Consider the following 19,493-nt stretch of genomic DNA (forward strand, 5'->3'; position numbering starts at 1 on the left):
CTCGATCACCGCCCACGCCTTGTCCGTCAGCTCACCACGCCCAACACCCGACACATCAACCAGAACTGATCAACTGATCGGCAGGACACGGCCTAGAGGGCGAAGCCCAGCGTGCGGAGGAGCTTGAGCACCAGGTGGTTCCTGGGGTCGACCGGGGCCAGTGGTGTCTGCTCCTTGTTGTTGTGGGCGTTGGGGTTCGCGCCGGCGTGCAGCAGCACCTGGGCGCATTGAGCGCCCCGGTCCAGGGCGTCGTCGATGTAGCGGACCAGGTTGAACATGTCGGTCTCGCCGTTGGAGTCAGTGGCGCCCACGTCGGCGCCGTTCTCCACCAGGGCGGCGGGCGTCGAACGACGTGCCGACGCCCCGTACGGCCCACATGAGCGCTGCACGGTCGGCGTCGACGCGGGCGCCGGCCCGGACCAGCGGTGCGATGTTCGCGGAGGTGTCGAATCCCCGGTGGAGCTGGGTGTCGACCATCCACATCAGCGGGCGTTTCCGGTTGCGGTCTCCCAGGTTCGGGTCCGCTCCGTGGCCGAGCAGCAGGTCGATCGACTCTCCGCCCCGGCTGCTCGCGGCGAGGATCAACGCGGTATCGCCCAAGGCGCCTTGCCGGTCGGCGGGGGCGCCCGCTCCCAGCAGCACCTCCATGATGGGACGGCGCCGCGCATCGAGGCCAACATCAGGGCGGTACGACCGCGGCGTCCCGCGCGTCGACGTCCGCGCCGGCCCCCAGCGCGGCCTTCACGGCGTCGAGGTCGGCGGCCTCGGCAGCGGTCAGCAGTTCGTTGTCGTGGGCGGACATGGGCGCCTCCTTCGCCGAGTCAGGGCTCTGGCCAGCGTGACGGATCGGCGGCCTCCGGTCGACGGACCTATCGCGCAGACGACAGGCGCATTCGGTCGCTGGGCTCGGACCGGCGGCGGTTCAGCGTGTGGTCCTGTGCGGGGCCGGCTCAGTTGAGCCGTCGAGCCAGCCGCGGAAGCCCAGATCGCAGAGGGCGTCGCGGTCGGCGTCGGAAAGGCCAGGGCCGCCCAGGTCGTATCGGCACTCGATGGCCGTGGACACCAGCCTCAGGTTTCCCCACTGCTTGACGCCCATCTCCGCCACACGGTTGTGTGCGGTCTCCGGGTCGGCGCTCACGTAGCTCCTGACCAGCATCAGCGCTAGGTGGGTGGCGCAGTCGCGGAACATCGGGGACAGACCGACAGTATCGGTCGTGATGGGTCCTGTTCCGCCGAGCGCGCCGGCCAGCCACGTCGAGTGCGGAGTGAACTCGGCCGGCGGCTCGCGCAGCGCGGCCCTCGCCGCGAGCGCCCGCGGGAGCAGCACCTCGTCGATGAACGGTTGGTCGTCGGCGGTGGCGTTGATTCCCCACCACACAACGATCTCGGCCAAGCTGGGTGCGCTCCGGCAGCCCCAGGGGAGCATCATCGGCTCGATCCGCCGTGGGCCGGCCTGGGACCTGAGGGTACGGACGAGCAAGGACTCGCCGGGGTCCGTATCGATCATCAGTCCGCTGGAAAGCGCCACCGATTCCACCCAGGGCTCGGTGGAAATCCGCAGGATCTCCGCGGCCGCCCTGGAGAACTGGTCGGAGAATCGTGCTCGAAAGCCGGTCTGGCGGACGCTCTGCCCGAACTCGAAGTCGAAAAGGTGGGCGAGGGTTTTCACCACGACGGGATACCGCGACGGCAGCGTTTTCGATCGTTTCCGGTTGCCCTCGAGCAGATTTTCGAGTTCGCCCGCTACCGCCTCGGAGGCCGCCCGGAGGTTCTCGGCCGACACCCGGGAACTTTCCAGCCAATAGACCTCGCGTCCTTTCGGCGGGCCGGAGCTGTGCCCGACGGCGTTGGGTGCGGCCAGGAGCGACTCCCGGTAGTACTTGATCGACGCCCTGGCCACCCGTTCCACTGTCTCGGGGCGCAGCGGGATGGACTCCAGGCTTCCCGCGCAGACGGTGAAGGCGATGTCGCGTTCCTGTGGTTCCAGTTCGTCCAAGTGGTCGACGATCGCGTCGATCAGCCGATTCTCGAGGCCGCGTTCCTTCTTCGAGGACAACTGAACGATCAGCTGGCACACGATGTTCCAGTAGGACGTTTTCGACTTGTCGACCATCAGCTCGATCAGCTGATCAGCGGTCAGAGTCTCCTTGTAGTGCTCCGCGGCGAAATACTCGAGGAAGGTTCGATGCGTGAAACCGTAGAGGCGATCGCCTCGCGGCGACTGCCCGATCTCCGTCAGAATCCAGGCACGATCGCGGCAGAATTCCAGAAACAGGCCGGCTGCGGTCCGCGCCTCTCGCTGGTTCCTGTACTGCCACCCGCTCAGGTACTCGGTGGCCACGCTGATCAGCGTTTCCTCCTGCACGCCGCCCTGCGCCCCGGCTCTGGAGAACACCCACGCGGCGATGTGCTGGACCATCCCGTCGACGTGCGCGTCGAACTCGAACACGGGCCGCAGCCGCCGCCGTCGATCCCAGGTGTCGAACAGGAGCCGCGAGCAGCTCACATAGATCTCGGGCCGGTTCCTGGGGATGAATCGCTGATGGCGGTAGAGATTGCAGATGAGAGCCAGTAGCAGGGGGTTCTCGCGCAGGTCCTCGATGTTGCTGCTTTCGGCGAGGAAGCTGGCCGTGAGCGTGCGGCGCTCGGACGACGTCAGGTCCTTGTGCAGATGAAGATCGAACCATTTGCGCGCGTACGAGCCGACCTGCTCGGCGGAGAAGGGGCCGATCGTGGCCACCTGAAACAGTTCCGAGCTCAGCGGTGCCTGCCGGTATCCGACGACACGGCTGGTGACCAGAATGCGGCATCGCGGATGCAGGCGGGCGAACGCGTCGACCGAGCGCGACACGGCCTCACGGTCCTGACGGTGAGTGATCTCGTCCAGGCCGTCCAGGATGAGGAGAACGCGCCCGCTGGAACAAAGAAAGCCGACCTCGGCGCGCGAGAGCGACACTTGGTACCTGTTGGCCAAAACCATCTTGGCCGCGCCGATGATGTCCACTCCGGTGGGCGAGAAGATCGGCTCGCGCAGTTCTCGCAGGACGATGGGGAAGGACAGGACTGGATTGTCCTTCGATCGTCTCTCTGTCGCACCAGGCAGGAGGTCGTTCGAGACGCGCTGTGCGATGTAGTGGGAGAGCGTCGTCTTCCCCGCCCCGGGGTTTCCCACGACTACTAGGCGCGCGGCGCTTTCGAGTAACTCCGCGATGTCCGTCGACGCGGGGAGGTCGGACTCTCTTCTGTCCAGGCCGTACGGTTTCGTCGGCTCCTGGGTAGGCCGGTCGAGGGTGATGCGAGGCACCACGTAGAGGTCGTCGATCGGTACTCGCGTCACTTCGAGGACACCGGGCGGGGTCAGGTGGCCGTGAACCTGGTCCACCGCCTCCCGGATCTGCGAGACCTTCCGCTCGATCGTCTGCAGATCCACGTGCTCTTCGTCGTTAAGCGTGTTCAGCGTCGCGAGCTGTTCGGCGATACGGGTCGTCTGTCGTTCCCGGATTCGCCGAAGGGCGGCCTCACGTTGATGTTGGGCCTCGTTGTTCTGATCCTTTTGTTTACCGGCCGGATCGGGTTTGATCGCCTCGACACACTCGATCGCCACTTCGTCGATCAAGCGGACGATCTTTGTCGAAGCCACCGTGGACGACGCGCGGGTGACGCCGTACGAGATCAATAGTTGACGGCATTCCTCGTTGAGGGTCGAGAGGATCGCCTGCCCCTCCCGGACGATGTGGAACGCCACCGCGTCGGTAGTCAGGTTACCGAGGTCTCTGCTGGTGAAGAAGCGAATGAGGGCGTCCCGGTCAGTGGCGGGCGCTTCGGAGTCGAGAAAGCGGGACAGAAGCGCACGGTTCAGCGATTCGTCGAGCGCCTCGGCGCTCAAGGAAGGTGCCGGCTCCTGCGTGCGATCACGCCATTCCCGGTAAACCTCCAGGACGGAATCGGAGAAGACGTTCGCGAGATAACTGGAGATGATCCCGGCACTGATCGGGTCAAGCATCGAAATACATTATCAAGATTCACCAACCGATAGCCGGGCGGCGACACAGCGGCGAGTGGGTCGAGCCACTGAGTGGCTCGGGATTCACTCGGATGGGGTCAGGTCCCGGGGCACGTGGTAGATGTTCTTGCTGGTACGGGGTCGGAGCCGGCCGGTACGGACCCGTTCGGCCAGGTCGATGAGGCGGAGGCGGTCCGGTTCGACGATGAAGAAGACGGCGCCCGGGTACGGCTGGGCGATGGTGACCAGGGTGCCGCCCGGGCGTACCACCGTGGCCGATCTGGCGAGAATGTCGCCGCCGAGGACGTCGAAGACCACGTCCACCGGGCCCGCCTCCTCCAGGTCGGCGGTTTCCAGGAAGGTGTGGGCGCCCAGGCCGAGAGCGACCTCGCGGTGGGCCGGGCGGCCGGTGGCGATCACGTGGGCGCCCGCCTCGCGGGCCAGTTGGACGGCGAGCGAGCCGACGCTGCCGGCGGCGCCGTGGATGAGGACGGTCTGGCCGCATCGGAGGCGGCCGTGGTCGAACAGGCCCTGCCAGGCGGTCAGGCCCGAGATGGGCAGCGCCGCCGCCACCGTGTGGTCGATGTCGGCGGGAAGCGGGGCCAGGTTGCGGGCCTCGACCGCCACGTACTCGGCCAGGGTTCCGTTGCGGGCCCAGTCGGTCGGCCCGAACACGCGCTGGCCCACGGTCAGGCCGGTCGTTCCGGGGCCGAGCTCGGCCACCACGCCGGACACGTCGTGGCCGGGGATGCTCGGTGTCCGGTCGCGGCCGGCCCGGTCGGTCCAGGTCGCCGGCCAGTCGAGTTCGCCGGGGGTGAAGCCGGCGGCGTGGACGCGGACGATGACGTCGTTCTCGGCGGCGTGCGGGTACGGCATCTCGCTCAGGGCGAAGCCCGACTCGCGGTCCCGCACGGTGATTGCTCGCATGTCAGCTCTCCCAAGGTGAGTCGAGGACGCGCTCGACGGTCGTCGTGCGCCGGAAACCGGGGATGAAGTGTTCGAGGACGTCGGCGTTGACAGTGCCGTTGGCGGTCTCGGGGCGATCGCGGAGCCCTTCCACGTACGCCTGAAGAAACCCGTTCTTGAAGTCGCCGCGTGGGTGGGCGTCCAGAATGCCGTACACCTGGGAAGGGTCTAGGCCGTCGTATCCGAAACCGATCACATCGGTGAGGACGCCCAGCGCGGTCGCGGCAATCTCCGGCCCCATCCGGACGGGGATGCCGGGGGTGGTGTGCAGGGCGATCGCCGTCCACACCGTCTCGGCCGCCGGCGCCGGGAAGCCGCGCTCCAGCAGGAAGGCGCGGGCCTGGTCGGCGCCGTCCAGCTCGAAACGCTGGTCGCTGCCGGAGAGCAGGCCGGCGTCGTGGAACAGGGCCGACAGGTAGAGCAGCTCCGGGTCCGGATCGAGGCCGAGCCGGGCGGAGTGGATCAGGCCGAAGAGGAAGACCCGGCGCGAGTGGTGGTAGATGAGTGGGCTGGTCGTCTTCCCGATCAGTTCGGTCGCCTCGGCGACCGTCGCCGTCGGGGGGACTACCAGTCCCGCGATGACTTCTGGCATGACACCCATGCTGCTCGCCGGGCCCGGGGTGGCGCCGCCCTCGTCCGGCCGGGAACCACTTAAATGAAGACGTGCATCGGGTCGCGATCCTGGTCTACGACGGCGTGACGTTATTGGACGTCGCCGGTCCGGCCGAGGTGTTCAAGGAGGCGAACCGGTTCGGCGCCGACTACCGGATCACGCTGGTGTCGCCGGACGGCGCCGACGTGATGTCGAACCTGGGGTTCCGGGTGGCGGTCGACGGCGTACCGGGGTCAGCCGATACGTTCCTGGTGTCCGGTTCTGATTTGTATCCGCGGACTCCGGTACCGGCCGCCCTGGCCGAGGCGGCCCGCGGGCACGACGCGAAGAGGGTGGCCTCGATCTGCACCGGGGCGTTCATTCTGGCCGCGGCCGGGCTCCTCGACGGCAAACGCGCGACCACCCACTGGAAGGTGACGCACGAGCTCGCCGCCCGCTGCCCGGGCTGCCGGGTCGAGCCCGACGCGATCTACGTCCGCGACGGCGCCACCTACACGTCGGCCGGGGTGACCGCCGGCATCGACCTGGCTCTTGCCCTCCTCGAGGAGGACCACGGGCCCGCCGTGGCCCGTGGGGTGGCCCGCGCCCTGGTCGTCTACATGCAGCGGGCCGGCGGCCAGTCGCAGTTCTCGGCGCCGCTGCAAGGGCCGGCGCCGCGCTCGCCGGCCCTGCGCACGATCACCGATCGGGTCACCGCCGACCCGCGCGGCGACCATTCGCTCGACGCGCTGGCCAAACACCTCAACGTCAGTACCCGGCAGCTCACCCGGCTCTTCCGAGACGAGCTGTCGACGACACCGGCCCGGTACGTGGAGAACATCAGGTTCGACCTGGCCCGGGCGCTGCTCGACCAGGGCCTCACGGCGACACGGGCGGCGGCCCGGGCCGGCTTTCCCAGCTACGAAAGCCTGCGGCGGGTCTTCGCCCGGAAGATGTCCATCAGTCCGGCCGCCTACCAGCGCCGCTTCCGGACGACGGCGAAGTGAGCACGTTTGGAGAAGCCGCGGCGGGGCCGGTTTCTCTAACGTGGGGACATGATTACGAAGCTGAACGTCACCACCCTGTTCGTCCTCGACAAGGACGAGGCGCTGGAGTTCTACGTCGGCCTGCTCGGGCTCGAGAAGGGCAACGACGTCCAGCAGGGCGACTACCGCTGGCTGACCGTCCGCGTGCCGGGCGACGCCGGCACCGAGATCTCGCTGGAGCAGCCGGGCGCGCCGCTGCACGACGAGGCGACGGCCCGGCAACTCCGTGAGCTGATCGCCAAGGGTGCGCTCAACGGGCTGGTCCTCAACACCGACGACATTCACGGGTTGTACGAATCCCTGAAGGCCAGTGGCTTCACCGACTTCACCCAGGAGCCGGCCCAGCACTTCTACGGCACCGACATGGGCCTGCGTGATCCGTCCGGCAACGCCGTCCGCGTTCTTCAGCAGGGCTGAGCGCGCGCCACGGCCGCCATCAGCATCCGCCAGAAGGCGGGAACGTCAAGACCCACGGCGACGACGGCTTGGGGCGTACGGCCGCTGCGGTGATGAAGGTCGACCACTGTCGCCCCGCGGGTGTACGTCCCGGTCAGCTCGACGGCGACGGGCACGGCGACCGTGCGCAGGATCGCCGGGTCGGCGACGGCCGCGACGGCGATCGGGTCGTGCACCGGCGGATGGGCGAAGCCGAAGACGTCGCGGTAGGTGCTCGCGAAGAACGTCATCAGCTCCGCGCAGGCCGTGCCGACCCGGGTGCCGAGGCCGCGGAACTCGGCGATGATCTCGTCGGTGGCCAGCGCCTGATGGGTGACGTTGAGGCCGATCATTGTGGCCGGGACGCCCGAGCGCAGCACGATGTCGGTGAGCGGCCCGGTGGCGATCAGGGTGACCGGCTCGGCCGACCCGGCGATCAGCCGCCGGGTCAGTTCGACCGCGTGCACCGGCTCGGCCTCGGCGGTGGGCCCCTCCAGGTCGGGTCCGTCGAGTCCGGTAGCGCCGTGAATGTCGTCGGCCACGACCAGGTCGCCGGCCAGGGGCCGTTCGGCTACTCGTCGGCGGTTACCGGGGTGGCGGTGCAGCTCGCCTCGGCGCGGTCGACGATCAGGTCCTCCGGCGTGGGGTACTTGCGGTGCAGGGCGGCCAGGGCGTGGTCGTACGCGATCTGGTGGAACGGGGTCTCGCGCATCTTCACGACCGAGGAGCGGACGGCGGCCGCGAAGTCGTCCGGCCAGCGCACCGTGTGCAGCGCCTTGACGATGTTGGTGTCGCAGTCGACCAGGACGATCTGCACGAGCGGGTCGGCGTCGACGCCGGGCAGGCCGTCGCCCGGGTCGAACAGATGCGGGCTGTACGCCGTGAACGACCAGGTCAGCAGGGGACCCAGCCGGTAGAGCAGCAGGCCTGCCTGTTCGCCGTCGACCCACGCGAACTGGGTCGGCGGTGTCGAGACCGCCTGCACCTCCAACTCGTGCGGGTGGCTCAGGAAGAGCATCAGCTGGACGGGCTCGCCGGCGAACATGGACAGGGCTGCGCCTTCCGGCCAGCTGATGTCCGGGTCCAGTTGGCTGCCCACGTCGACGACCGCGTGCATGCCCCCAGCCTAGGCGGGAAGCCGGGCCCGCGGGTGCTGGTCGGCAGACGAGGCTGGTGTTACAGCTGAGCCACAGGGAGTGACCCGGATCACGGCATTGACATCCATCGAGTACCGTCGGTAAGCGCGAACGGAGGCGCGCATGACAGAGATCTACTCGCGACGGTCGTTTCTGGCCGGGGTGCTCACCGCCGGCATGGTGTCGGCCTCGGCCAGCTACCTGCTGACCCGCCGTGAGGAGGTCAAGCTGACGCTGGTCACCGGCGTCGACAGCACCGGCGGCCGGCGGCTGCTGGTGCAGATGTGGAACGACCTCAACCCGTACATCAAAATCGATCCGGTCGAGATCAACAGCTCGACCCGGGACCAGTACGAGAAATTCATCTCCAGCAACGCCGACATCTTCAACCTCGACGTCATCCACATCCCCAAGTTCGCTCGCGAACAGCGGATCGTGCCGATCACCCCGCGCAACGACATCTCGCTGCTGGCCCCGGTGCAGCGGCTCAGCGCGCGCGAGGACACCGGCGACTTCTGGGCCGTGCCGTTCAACACCGACGTCGGCGTGCTCTACCGGCGCGTCGCCGACAAGGCCGAGGCCGGGCCCGACCCGTCCCTGGCCCAGATCATGGCGGGCAGCTCGCGCGATTTCGTCGGCCAGCTCGACACGGTCGGCTCGCAGACCGACGAGGCCTTCGTGGTGAACGTGCTCGAGCAGGCGCTGGCGCAGGACGAGGCGATCCTCGACGAGACCGGACAGCTCTCCTTCAGCCTCGGGCAGTGGCGGTCGGCGCTCGGCCCGCTGGCCGCGGCGATCCGGGGCCGCCGGGTCGGCGTGGAAGCCGGCGAGGACGACACCAACCGCACCTTCCAGCGCAACGGCCTGCGCTACATGCGTAACTGGCCGGTCTACTTCCCGGCGATCGACCGGGCCGAGCGGACCAAGCCCAGCACCGGCGAGATCCGCCTCGGGCGCCTGCCGATCGGCATCATCGGCGGGCAGAGCCTGGCCGTCTCGGCCGACAGCGACCACCGCGACGAGGCCGTCGAGGCGATCCACTTCCTCACCGACGCGCACGCCCAGCTGCTGCTGGCCAAGTACGGCTTCGCGCCCACCGGCCTCGACGCGTACATCGACCCGGTCGTGACCGAGACGATGCCGCACCTGAAGGTCATCCGGAACGGGGTCGAGTCGTCCCGGCCGCGCCCGATGCACCACAACTACGCGGCGTTCGCCGAGACCTTCGCCGGGCACATCCATCGGTTCCTGTACGACGGTGAACAGCTCACCCAGCAGTTCATCACCGACATTCAGGGGACGCTGCGATGAGCGGCATCGAGGCGTGGCAGATCTGCATCGTGGTGACCGCGGCCATCGTCCTGATCGAGACGGGCGTCCACCTGGTGCGCGAGAAGGTGCCCGGTTTCAAGGTTCCGGGCTGGTGGCGTACGGCGTTGCTGGTGCTGCTGGTGGTGCTCACCGCTGTCGTCTTCGTGGCGGCGCTCGGCACGAGCCTGGCCGACCAACTGTCCAGTGTGGCCGCCGCGGTGGCCGCGATCTTCGCGCTCTGGCTGGCGTACCGCTCGTACGGCTCGAAATCGGATCCTTCGAACGGCGATACTTCGATAGCCGATAAAAAGCCCGAAGATCGCGATCATCCGACAGAATCGTAAGGTATGGGTGACTTACGGGTGGTGGTTTGCGGCGGATCGGCGGCCGCCGGTGTGCTCGGCCTGATCAAGACGGCGATGGAGCGCGGCTGGTCCGTCGACGTCACGGCGACACAGAACGCGCTCGAGTTCATCGACTCGGCCCAGGTCGCCCGGGTCAGCGGCAAACCCGTGCGCACCACGTACAAGTTCGCGCCGGACGGCACCCGGATCTCGCCGCCGGCCGACGCGCTGATCGTCGCTCCCGCGACCTTCAACACCATCAACAAACTGGCCCTGGGCATCGCCGACACGTACGCGCTGAGCTCGGTGGCCGACGTGATCGGCCGCGGCGTGCCGACAGTGGTGGTGCCCGCGGTCAACGAGGCGCTGGCCGCCCGCCGCCCCTTCCGCCGCTCCCTCGACGAACTGCGCGCCGAGGGCGTCCGCGTGCTGTTCGGCCCGGTCGACGGCTGGGTGCCCGGCAACACCGCCGACTTCCCCTGGATCAAGGCGCTCGACCTGGTCGAGGACGTCTTCGGCCTGAACACCGTCGACCGGCACGCCTCACCTGTCATATAAGCGCTAGGCCGCGGCCCCGGGCCGGGCCTAGCCTGAGACCGTGACGGACCTGCTCGAGCGCTCGAGCGAGCTCGCCGCGCTGGACCGCCTGCTCGCGGAGTCCGCCGCCGGTGGGCGCGTCGCCGTGGTCAGCGGCGAGGCCGGGGCCGGCAAATCCACCCTGGCCGCCGCGTTCGCCGAGGCGGCCGGCCCGCGCGCGCAGACCCTGTGGGGTGCGTGCGACCCGCTGCTCACCCCGCGCGCGCTCGGCCCCCTGCACGACATCGCCCGCCGCCTCGGCGGCACCCTGCGCGAGCGGATCGCCGCGGGCGCCCGGGCCGAGGTGTTCGACCTGCTGCTGGAAGCGCTCGACCGGCCGCCGCAGGCCGCCCGGCCCGTCGTCGTCCTGGAAGACCTGCACTGGGCCGACGAGGCGACACTCGACATGGTCGTGTTCCTCGGCCGGCGGCTCGCGCTGTGCCGGGCGCTGCTGCTCATCACATACCGGGAAGAGGAGATCGGCACCGACCACCGGTTGCGGGCCGTGCTGGCCGGGCTTCCGCCGGGCCTGGTCCGGCGGGTCACCCTGCCGCCGCTGACCCCGGCCGCGGTGGGGGAACTGGCCCGGCGGGCGGGACGGCCGGCCTCGGAGGTGTACGACGTGACGGGCGGCAACCCGTTGCTGGTGACCGAGGTGCTGGCCGCGCCCGCCCGGGACGTGCCGGCGACCGTACGGGACCTGGTCCTGTCCCGGGTCGCCGCCCTGTCGCCGGAGGCGCGCGAGGTGGCCCATCTGGTGTCGGTGGTGCCGTCGCAGTCCGGCGTCGTGGTCGACCGGCTCGACGCGGTGGAGGAATGCCTCGACCGCGGCGTCCTCACGGCCCGCGGCAACGGTGTCGCCTTCCGCCACGAACTCTTGCGGCGGGCGGTCGAGGAGTCGCTGTCCCCGGTACGCCGGTCCGCCCTGCACGCCGAGATCCTGGCCGGCCACGCGGGCCGCGCCGGCGTCGAACCGGCCCGCATGGTCCACCACGCCCACCACGCCGGCGACACGGCCGCGGTGCTGCACTGGGCCCCGATCGCGGCCCGCCGAGCGGCGTCACTCGGCGCCTACCGCCAGGCGGCCGCCCACTACCTGCAGGCCCTGCCCCTGCTGCCGTCGCCCGCACCGACTCTCGGGCCGGAGACGGCTCGGGAGCGGGCGGCGCTGCTGGAGGACTACTCCGTGGCGGCCTATCACGGTGGGCTCACGCCGGAGGCGCTTGAGGCGCGGCGGGAAGCGCTGGCGCTGCGGACCGCTCTCGGCGATGAGGTGCGGGTCGGGGAGAACCTGCGCTGGATCTCGCGGCTCAGCTGGTGGCTCGGGCGGCCCGGGGAGGCGCGCGACGCCGGGTTCCGGGCGGTCGAAGTTCTCGAGGCGCAGGCGGCCGGGCGGGAGCTGGCCGCGGCGTACAGCAATCTCTCGCAATTGTTCATGCTGCGCCACGAGGTGGAGCGGGCGATCGGCTGGGGCGTGCGCGCCACCGAACTGGCCCGCCGCCTCGGCGACCTGGACACCGAGGTGCACGCGCTGGTCAACATCGGCTCGGCGAAAACGCTGGCCGGCGACGTCGAGGGCATCGGCGAGCTGCGGCGCGCGCACGAGCTGGCGCTGGCGGCGGGCCTCGACGACCACGCCGGGCGGGCGCTGGTCAACCTGGCCAGCTTCGCCGTCGACGGCTACGAGCTGACGGTTGCCGGGGAGACGCTGGAGCGGATCATCCCGTTCCTGGTCGCCCGCGACCTGGACGGCTACGTGCGCCACCTGCTCGGTCACCGGGCCCGGCTGCACCTGGCCCGCGGTGACTGGGACGCCGCGTCCCGCGACGCCGAGCAGGCCCTGGACGGTCCGCCCCAGCCCGGCGGCGCGGTGGTGCCGGCCATGGTCGTGCAGGCGGTGCTGAAGGCGCGGCGCGGTTCGCCGGACGCGCTTGAGGCGGCCCAGGCGGCCGCCGATCACGGCTACCCGACGGGGGAGGCCCAGTTCCTGTGCCCGGCCGCGATCGCCCTGGCCGAGGCGCACTGGCTGGCCGGTGATGTCGAACGGGCGGCGATCGAGGCCAAGAAGGGGCTGGCCGTCGCCGAACGGTTCGGCCAGAAATGGTTCGTCGGCGAACTGGCCTTCTGGCTGTGGCGCTGCGGCGGGGAACGAACCCCCGGCGCGGCCACCCCCTTCCGCCTGCTCATCGACGGCGACTGGCGCGGCGCGGCGGCGTTCTGGCAGGAGCGCGATTGCCCGTACGCCCGAGCCGAGGCCCTGGCCCACGGTGACGAGGCCGCCGTGACCGAAGCCGTGCGGATCTTCGACCGGCTCGGCGCGACCGCCCGGTCCCGCGTGCTGCGCGCCGACCTGCGCGAGCGCGGCCGGCCCGTACCGCGCGGCCCCCGGCGCCCGTCCGGCACGGGCCTGACCGCTCGCCAGCACGAGGTCCTGGTCCTGCTGGCCGAGGGCCTGAGCAACGCCGACATCGCCGCCCGCCTGACCGTCTCCGCCAAAACCGTCGACCACCACGTCTCCGCGATCCTGGCCAAGCTCGGCGTCAGTTCCCGGGGCCGGGCCGCGGTGGTCGCCCGGGAACTCAACATAGGGAACTCTCCCCATGTGCCCGACCAGCGAAAACCCTAGCGTCGAAGGCATGACAGAACTCGTACTCGAAGGCCTCAAAGCCAAGCAGCAGAAGACCTGGGCCAGCGGCGACTACGGTGCCGTGGCGGCCCTCATCCATCCCATGGCGGAACAGCTCGTGCAGGCGGCCGACCTGTCGGCCGGGGCGCGCGTGCTCGACGTGGCCGCCGGAACCGGGAACGCGTCGATCGCCGCCGCGCGGTGCGGGGCCGACGTGCTGGCCACCGACTATGTCGGCGCCCTGCTCGACCGGGCCCGGGAACGGGCCGCGGCCGAGCATCTGCCGATCACCACCGAGGTGGCGGACGCGGAGAACCTGCCGTACCCGGACGGGCGTTTCGACGCCGTGTTCTCCGTGGTCGGCGCCATGTTCGCCCCCGACCAGGAGAAAGTGGCGGCCGAACTGACCCGGGTGTGCCGGCCGGGCGGGACGATCGCGATGGCGAACTGGACGCCGGACGGCTTCATCGGCGAGATGTTCCGCACCGTCGGCCGGCGGGTTCCGCCGCCACCCGGCATCCGCGGGCCGGTCGAGTGGGGCAGCGAGGCTCGGGTGCGCGAACTGTTCGGCGACCGGGCCGAGGTGACCGCCACCGTGGAGACGTTCGTGTTCCGGTTCGCCTCGCCGGAGGCTTTCACCGACTACTTCCGGCAGGTCTACGGACCCACGCTGAAGGCGTTCGAGGCGCTCGGCCCGGACGGCGGCAAGCCGCTGTACGACGATCTGGTCGCCCTGGTCGGCCGCTCGAACACCGCCACCGACGGCACCTGCAAGATCCCGTCGACGTACCTGCAAGTCGTGGCTCTACGTCGGTAGTTCGCCGAGCACTGTGGACGGCGCCGGGGGAAACTGCACCTCGGCCGTCCGCATGCCGGCCAGCGCGTTCAGGGCACCGGTCAGCGCCACGGCGCTGGCCGTCCCGAACTTCTCGAACTCGACCCGCATCAGCGGCGTGGCCAGCTTGGCCAGGCCGTGCATCTCCAGCTCCACCCGGTAGGTCACCTCGGCGCCGGCCGCCAACGGCCGTACAGTGACCGAATCGGTGCAGGTGGCGCCCTCGTTGCGCCCGTGGAAGAGCAGGTGGCCGGGCTCGGCCGCGACCAGTGTGTAGACCATCTCGGTGGTGAGCCCGAGGATCCGGCAGACCTGAAGCCAGGTCGCCCCCGGCCGGATCGGCCCGGCGTCCTGCCGGGTGGTGCGCTGCACGGCCGGATCCCAGGCAGCGGTGTGGCCGAAGTCGGTCAGATATCCGAGCACCGGACCGGCGGCGGCGGTCACGGCCAAGGTGCGCTCCACGACGATCATCGAACCCCCAGGGCGTCGGCGTGCGGCCTTCAGCGTAATGGCCGCTTCTGATCATCGCCCTGGGTTTGCCCCGCGCCTCAGTTGCGCGACGAACCTCTTCTGCCACGGCGTCTCGACCGCCCGCGGGTGATAGCCCTGCCGCACATAGGCGACAGCGTCGGCCGCGGGCACCCCGTCGAGCACGGCCATCCAGGCCAGAGCGGTTCCGGTGCGCCCGCGCCCACCACGGCAGGCGATCTCCACCCGGTCGCGGTCGCTGCGGTCAAGAGCTTCGGTCAAGACCGTTTCCGCGTACGCCCGGTCAGCCGGCAACCGAAAATCCGGCCACCGAATCCACCGGCTCTCCCACCCGAATTCGGGCGGCTCGTCCCCGAGCAGGTAAACCCCGAACGTCGGTGGATGCCCCGACGGCATGGCGTCCCGAAGCCCACGCCCCCGCACAAGCCGCCCACTGGGCAGCCGCAACACACCGGCCTCATCCGGCCGCCACAGTCGCTGAGTCACGCCCGAAGCGTAGACGCCACACAGCCTTACGAGCGCACGCCGCGGTACCGCGGTTGACGGTCGCGGGGCCGCGGTTACGAGCGCGGCGCCGCGTTTTGCGGACGCAGGGCCGCGGTACGGGCGTGGGCTGCGTTACGGGCGCTGGGCGAGCAGAGGTCGAGCAGGTCGGTCGTGGTGGGGGCGACCCCGGTGTACGTGCGCGGGGCCGCGGTTTACTGGCGCAGGGTCGCGGCGACGGCGGTGAGCCAGTGCCACACTGCCACCGCGCCCGGGTCGGGGTGGCCGAGGACGCGGTCGCCGAGGTAGCTGGAGCGGCCGAGCCGGGCGCGGACCTCGGCGGTGGCGGCGGCGCCGACCTTGGCCGCCTCGACCGCGGACTCCAGGGCGGCCGGCCAGTCGTAGCCGGCCTCGAGGCTTTCGGCGAAGGCGTCGGCGGCGGGCTGGAGGGCGTCGACCAGGTGTTGGCCGGCTGGCGGTGGCGAGGGTCTCCATCACCCGCCGGGCCTGTTCCGGCCGGATCCATCCGGAGGGCGCGACGAGCTGCACCAGGTCGCCCGGACGAAGGACAGCTGATCGCAGCGACATCGGGACAGGTTATCCAGTCGTGTCTCCGGTGGCCGTCGGCTAAGGTGGCGGCCATGCAGACCTTCAGTGAGCGACGCCGGCGTTCCGACGACCGCCGCTGATCTCTGCATTTCTCCCGGCGGGTCGAGCCCGCCGGAGCGCCTTACTGGGGCCGGTCGACCCGTCATCGCCGTACGTCGATGGGTCTGATCATGAATCTGGAATCTCTCCTGGCCGAGCGGCTCGCCGCGGCCTTCGAAGCCGTGGCCGGGCGGCCGGTCGATCCGGTGGTGCGGGCGTCGCAGCATGCCGACTTCCAGTCCGGCGCCGCCCTGGGTCTGGCCAAGGACCTCGGGAAACCGCCACGGGACATCGCCACTGCCGTACTGAACGAAGTTGACCTGTCCGGTTTGGCGAAGGCGGAGCTGTCGGGGCCGGGCTTCCTCAACCTCACGGTCGACGACGAGGTGCTGACGGGCGAGCCGCCGCACATTCCGCGGGATCCGAACCCCGAGCGGATCGTGATCGACTACTCCGGGCCCAACGTGGCCAAGGAACTGCACGTCGGGCACCTGCGGTCGACGATCATCGGGGACGCGCTGGCCCGGATGCTCGAGGCGACCGGCCACGACGTCGTCCGGGTCAACCATCTCGGCGACTGGGGCACCCAGTTCGGCATGCTGATCGAATACCTGGCGGGAAACGATCATGGGCAGGCGTCGCTGGGCGACCTCACCGAGTTCTACCGGCGGGCGCGGGTCCGGTTCGACGGCGACGACGGCTTCCGGACCCGGGCCCGGCTGCGGGTCGTCGCCCTGCAGAGCGGCGACCCCACCTCCCGGGCCCTCTGGCAGCGTCTCGTCGCGCAGTCGACGACGTCCTTCATGGACTCCTACGGCCGGCTCGGCATCGGGCTGGCGCCGGGCGATTTCGTCGGGGAGAGCTTCTACCAGCCGATGCTCGCCGACGTCGTGGACGAGCTCACCGCCAAGGGCCTGCTGGTCGAGAGCGAGGGCGCCCTCTGTGCCTTCCCGCCCGGCGAGACCGGACGCGATGGCGAGCCACTTCCGCTGATCGTGCGCAAGAGCGACGGCGGGTTCGGCTACGCGGCCACCGATCTCGCCGCGCTCCGGTTCCGGGCGCAAGAGCTCAAGGCGACCCGATTGCTGTACGTCGTGGGCACCCCGCAAAAGCAGCATTTCCGGATGGTCTTCGCGGTCGCGCGGGCGGCCGGCTGGCTGACCGGCACCGAGACCGAACACATCGACTTCGGCTCGATCCTCGGCCCCGACGGCCGGATGCTCAAGACCCGCTCCGGCGACACGATCAAACTGAGCGACCTGCTCGACGAGGCGGCCACCCGCGCCACCAGCCCCGCCATCGGCGTCGGCGCCGTCAAATACGCCGACCTGGCCGGCGACCGGCGCAGCGACTACGTCTTCGACTGGGACCGCATGCTGGCCGCCACCGGCAACACCGGCCCCTACCTGCAGTACGCCGTCACCCGGATCCGGTCGCTTCTGGCCAAGGCCACCACCGCCCCCGGCCCCGTCCGGCTCACCGACCCGGCCGAGCGGCGGCTGGCCCTGACCCTGCTCGCCTTCGAGCCGGCCGTCACCGCCGCGGCCCGGAAACGGGAACCGCACCGGCTGGCCGCCTACCTGCACGACCTGGCCGTAGCCTTCACCACCTTCTACGAGAAGTGCCCCATCCTGAAGTCCGAAGCCGCCCTACGCGCAAGCCGCCTGACCCTCTCCGACCGGACCGGCCAGACCTTGACCCTGGGACTGGATCTCCTGGGCATCGAGGTGCCGGACGTCATGTGATCTGGCCCGGACAGTTGTGTCGAATAACGTCATCGGTCTATGAATCCTCGCCGGCGCGATCGATACTGACGGCGGCCGGCACAGGGGGGTACGTGGCATACAGCTGTACCGAGCGTCACCGCCGTGCGGCCGCTGTAGTAGTGGTCCTCGCGGCGGTTGTCGGTGTCTGCTGGCCGGATCACGGCTTCACCCGGGGGCGGGCGACCAAGCCACGTCAGAAGCAGTATCTGGCTTGTCCGCACTTCCCGTACTGTCGCAGCAGGCCGGTCGAACGCCCGAGGGGATCGCTGAGCCGCGCACCGCGATGCCGCGAACACGGGTTGGGCATGACGGTCCCTGTCATCTGGAAGCCGCGTTGAACGACTTCGGGCTCGGCAAAGAGAGCATCAACGGTCTCGGCCCAGGCGCCTACCTGGTGAACGTCCTGCCGAGCACCGTCCTGGTCGCCGGTGCTTTCGCGATTCTCTCATCGCGGATCTACCCGTGGAGCAGCCCGATTCGCGGGGTGCGCCCCGGCGTCGAGTCGGTTGTGGCTACTGTTCGCGAGTCGCCCGTCACCGCCCTGGTGATCTTCGCGTCGTCGGTCCTGTTCGTCACTGTCGTCCTGCGGCCGTTCCAGATCTCGGCGGTCCAATGGCTTGAGGGGTACTGGCGGGATCGTTCGATCCTGCGGATCGCTCATGAGTTCGCTGTCGAGCGACACCAGCGCCGCCGAGGGCTCAACCTCGTCCGGCTGCAGGCCATCCCCGAGGAGGAGCCGAGACTCCCGCGCTTCGACGTCGTAGCCGCGCAGCAGCGAGCACGTGTCAGACACCGACGCCGGCAGGAGGCCGCGATGGAGGTGATCTCGCAGCAATACCCGGACCAGGCCGAGGACGTGATGCCGACCCTGCTCGGCAACGTTCTGCGGCGTGCCGAGACCGGAGCAGGCGAACGCTACGGGCTCAGTACTGTGCACACCTTTCCGCGCTTGTACCCCTACCTCTCTCCACGCCTGGCCCAGGAGAACGAGACCCAGCTGAACGTGCTCGACGCGAGTGCCACCCTGGCGATCGTCATCGGCGTACTGGCCGCGCTCTCGTCACCGTTCCTGATCCGCTTCGACGCCTGGAGTGCTGTTCCCGTCGCCTTGCTGCTGGTGGCTGGTGTCAGCTACCGGGGCGCCCGGATCGCCGCACAACGTCATGGCGTCGTTCTGGCGGCGGCCTTCGACCTTCATCGTTTCGACATGCTCTCCGCCATGCATCGGCGGCTTCCGCGGGATGCGAGGGAGGAGCTTGCCGAGAACGCGGCGCTCACGAGCGTTCTCGAAGGCGAGCCTGCGATACGGCAGCGTCCGTGGAAGTACGCTCACCCGGCACCGGGCGAGGGACCGGGCACCGCGCGCTAACGGTCTCGCACGCGCACCGATCCACCGATACCCGCCACGTGTACCACCACGGCGATGCCCCGATCCGCGGTTCGCGCCCGCGCCTGCCATTCCGCCTCGATCTCGCTCAAACGCTGGGCCTGCTCATGGCTGCGCGGGTCGTCGAAGTCCTCGGCGGTGTCCAAGAAGCCATCGAGTCGAATCTTCCGGCTGGCCGCGGTGCGGCCGGCCACCACTGGCCAATGGCTCGGGAATGCCAGATCGACGTGACCGGCGGCCGAGCTGACAACCACCTCGAGCGGCCCGGTCCGTGGTGTGCCGGCCGAACGCAGGTCGATCACCACTCGGCAGAGGAGAGCCGTGACATCCAACCGCTCCGGTGCCTCAGCATCGAGGTCGTAGATGAGGTGACGATTGAGTAGCAGGCCCGAGGTGCGGCGAGTGGGCGCCGGTGGACCAGACCCTGCCGGCCGTCGCAGCACTACCGAGGTGGCCGCGAGGGCGATCGCCAATCCGGCCACAGACCATCCGTCCTGGGAGATCCGCCAATCGCCGGTCAGCGCGATCAGGACAACCCCGACTGCCCCGAGCAGCAATGGCCCGGTCAGAGTGCCTTTGGGGGCCAGGTTGTAGAGCAGAACGACGGCCGCGCAACCGAGTACGGCATAACCGGCGTGGTCGAGCACTGCCCGGCCCGCTGTCGAAAAGCTGCCGGGCCCGACGAGCGCGAGCACGAGACCCGCCCAGATGCCGGCCACGCCGAGCAGGCCGCCGATTCTTCCGTTGGTCACCTTCTATATGGAATCACGTGTGACAAGCAGAGAGGCGCCGGTGGGCCGATCCACGTGAAGCGATGCCTGTGGTTAACGATCGATTAGTGTGCGTCTGT

21 protein-coding genes are annotated in these 19,493 nt (G+C 69.8%); 9 read left to right on the forward strand and 12 right to left on the reverse strand.

Translation table 11 applies throughout. The features are described 5' to 3' along the window. Window positions 1–92 precede the first annotated feature (92 nt). The 6 genes from ACGFJ7_RS26135 to ACGFJ7_RS26160 all read right to left on the reverse strand — a co-directional run bounded on the left by ACGFJ7_RS26135 (window position 93) and on the right by ACGFJ7_RS26160 (window position 5,561). A complete protein-coding gene (locus ACGFJ7_RS26135) occupies window positions 93–311 on the reverse strand; it encodes a hypothetical protein (protein ID WP_392644283.1) in 219 nt (72 codons plus the stop codon). After that, window positions 298–648, reverse strand: coding sequence for a hypothetical protein (locus ACGFJ7_RS26140; RefSeq protein ID WP_392644285.1), 351 nt, complete (start codon window positions 646–648; stop codon window positions 298–300). Before ACGFJ7_RS26140 ends, ACGFJ7_RS26135 begins: the two co-directional genes overlap by 14 nt. A gap of 31 nt (window positions 649–679) precedes the next feature. Continuing rightward, window positions 680–802: a hypothetical protein gene (locus ACGFJ7_RS26145; protein ID WP_392644287.1), complete on the reverse strand. Its 123-nt coding sequence runs from the start codon at window positions 800–802 to the stop codon at window positions 680–682. 120 nt (window positions 803–922) lie between these two features. After that, on the reverse strand, window positions 923–4,003 hold the full coding sequence (locus ACGFJ7_RS26150) for an NACHT domain-containing protein (protein ID WP_392644289.1): 3,081 nt from the start codon (window positions 4,001–4,003) through the stop codon (window positions 923–925). Between the two features lie 84 nt (window positions 4,004–4,087). Next, window positions 4,088–4,930: an NADP-dependent oxidoreductase gene (locus tag ACGFJ7_RS26155; protein ID WP_392644291.1), complete on the reverse strand. Its 843-nt coding sequence runs from the start codon at window positions 4,928–4,930 to the stop codon at window positions 4,088–4,090. Window position 4,931: 1 nt separating this feature from the next. Next, entirely contained in the window at window positions 4,932–5,561 is a 630-nt protein-coding gene (locus ACGFJ7_RS26160) for an HD domain-containing protein (protein WP_360252143.1), read from the reverse strand. Window positions 5,562–5,632: 71 nt separating this feature from the next. Here ACGFJ7_RS26160 and ACGFJ7_RS26165 point away from each other — a divergent pair, with 71 nt between their 5' ends. Together ACGFJ7_RS26165 and ACGFJ7_RS26170 are read left to right on the forward strand one after the other, a co-directional pair. Continuing rightward, the gene (locus ACGFJ7_RS26165; RefSeq protein WP_392644293.1) at window positions 5,633–6,568 is read left to right on the forward strand and encodes a GlxA family transcriptional regulator; all 936 of its coding nucleotides are present in this window, start codon (window positions 5,633–5,635) and stop codon (window positions 6,566–6,568) included. Between the two features lie 48 nt (window positions 6,569–6,616). Beyond that, window positions 6,617–7,024 carry a VOC family protein gene (locus ACGFJ7_RS26170; protein WP_360252149.1) on the forward strand — a complete coding sequence of 136 codons (408 nt, stop codon included), beginning with the start codon at window positions 6,617–6,619 and terminating at the stop codon, window positions 7,022–7,024. Here the strand turns inward: ACGFJ7_RS26170 and ACGFJ7_RS26175 are convergent. Beyond that, entirely contained in the window at window positions 7,012–7,647 is a 636-nt protein-coding gene (locus tag ACGFJ7_RS26175) for a nucleoside hydrolase (protein ID WP_392644549.1), read from the reverse strand. The two genes, ACGFJ7_RS26170 and ACGFJ7_RS26175, sit on opposite strands and share 13 nt — an antisense overlap. Then, window positions 7,614–8,159 carry a hypothetical protein gene (locus tag ACGFJ7_RS26180; RefSeq protein ID WP_360252155.1) on the reverse strand — a complete coding sequence of 182 codons (546 nt, stop codon included), beginning with the start codon at window positions 8,157–8,159 and terminating at the stop codon, window positions 7,614–7,616. Before ACGFJ7_RS26180 ends, ACGFJ7_RS26175 begins: the two co-directional genes overlap by 34 nt. A gap of 142 nt (window positions 8,160–8,301) precedes the next feature. Between ACGFJ7_RS26180 and ACGFJ7_RS26185 the strand changes: the two genes are divergently transcribed. Genes ACGFJ7_RS26185 through ACGFJ7_RS26205 form a run of 5 tightly spaced genes read left to right on the forward strand, consistent with a single transcriptional unit; the run spans window position 8,302 to window position 13,852 of the window. Beyond that, window positions 8,302–9,489, forward strand: coding sequence for an ABC transporter-binding protein (locus ACGFJ7_RS26185; RefSeq protein ID WP_360252158.1), 1,188 nt, complete (start codon window positions 8,302–8,304; stop codon window positions 9,487–9,489). Then, window positions 9,486–9,833 (forward strand): hypothetical protein, encoded by a 348-nt coding sequence (locus tag ACGFJ7_RS26190; RefSeq protein ID WP_360252161.1) that lies wholly within the window; start codon window positions 9,486–9,488, stop codon window positions 9,831–9,833. The genes ACGFJ7_RS26185 and ACGFJ7_RS26190 overlap by 4 nt, the downstream gene beginning before the upstream one ends. A gap of 3 nt (window positions 9,834–9,836) precedes the next feature. After that, window positions 9,837–10,391, forward strand: coding sequence for a flavoprotein (locus ACGFJ7_RS26195; protein ID WP_360252164.1), 555 nt, complete (start codon window positions 9,837–9,839; stop codon window positions 10,389–10,391). A gap of 40 nt (window positions 10,392–10,431) precedes the next feature. Then, entirely contained in the window at window positions 10,432–13,035 is a 2,604-nt protein-coding gene (locus tag ACGFJ7_RS26200; protein ID WP_392644295.1) for an ATP-binding protein, read from the forward strand. Window positions 13,036–13,045: 10 nt separating this feature from the next. Continuing rightward, window positions 13,046–13,852: a class I SAM-dependent methyltransferase gene (locus tag ACGFJ7_RS26205; RefSeq protein WP_360252170.1), complete on the forward strand. Its 807-nt coding sequence runs from the start codon at window positions 13,046–13,048 to the stop codon at window positions 13,850–13,852. Here ACGFJ7_RS26205 and ACGFJ7_RS26210 read toward each other — a convergent pair. From ACGFJ7_RS26210 to ACGFJ7_RS26220, 3 genes are all read right to left on the reverse strand, one after another. After that, window positions 13,841–14,332 carry an SRPBCC family protein gene (locus ACGFJ7_RS26210; protein ID WP_360252173.1) on the reverse strand — a complete coding sequence of 164 codons (492 nt, stop codon included), beginning with the start codon at window positions 14,330–14,332 and terminating at the stop codon, window positions 13,841–13,843. The two genes, ACGFJ7_RS26205 and ACGFJ7_RS26210, sit on opposite strands and share 12 nt — an antisense overlap. Window positions 14,333–14,392: 60 nt before the next feature. After that, window positions 14,393–14,845 (reverse strand): protein phosphatase, encoded by a 453-nt coding sequence (locus ACGFJ7_RS26215; protein ID WP_360252176.1) that lies wholly within the window; start codon window positions 14,843–14,845, stop codon window positions 14,393–14,395. Window positions 14,846–15,057: 212 nt separating this feature from the next. Continuing rightward, complete coding sequence (locus ACGFJ7_RS26220) at window positions 15,058–15,303, reverse strand: DAK2 domain-containing protein (protein WP_392644551.1); 246 nt, start codon at window positions 15,301–15,303, stop codon at window positions 15,058–15,060. A 318-nt stretch (window positions 15,304–15,621) separates the two neighbouring features. Here ACGFJ7_RS26220 and argS point away from each other — a divergent pair, with 318 nt between their 5' ends. Continuing rightward, complete coding sequence (argS, locus tag ACGFJ7_RS26225) at window positions 15,622–17,235, forward strand: arginine--tRNA ligase (protein ID WP_392644297.1); 1,614 nt, start codon at window positions 15,622–15,624, stop codon at window positions 17,233–17,235. A 232-nt stretch (window positions 17,236–17,467) separates the two neighbouring features. After that, the gene (locus tag ACGFJ7_RS26230; protein WP_392644298.1) at window positions 17,468–18,625 is read left to right on the forward strand and encodes a hypothetical protein; all 1,158 of its coding nucleotides are present in this window, start codon (window positions 17,468–17,470) and stop codon (window positions 18,623–18,625) included. Here ACGFJ7_RS26230 and ACGFJ7_RS26235 read toward each other — a convergent pair. Beyond that, window positions 18,622–19,395: a hypothetical protein gene (locus tag ACGFJ7_RS26235; RefSeq protein ID WP_360252188.1), complete on the reverse strand. Its 774-nt coding sequence runs from the start codon at window positions 19,393–19,395 to the stop codon at window positions 18,622–18,624. The genes ACGFJ7_RS26230 and ACGFJ7_RS26235 overlap by 4 nt on opposite strands. Window positions 19,396–19,493: the final 98 nt, after the last annotated feature.

The organism is Actinoplanes sp. NPDC048988 (genome assembly GCF_043197815.1).
Taxonomy (GTDB): Bacteria; Actinomycetota; Actinomycetes; order Mycobacteriales; family Micromonosporaceae; genus Actinoplanes.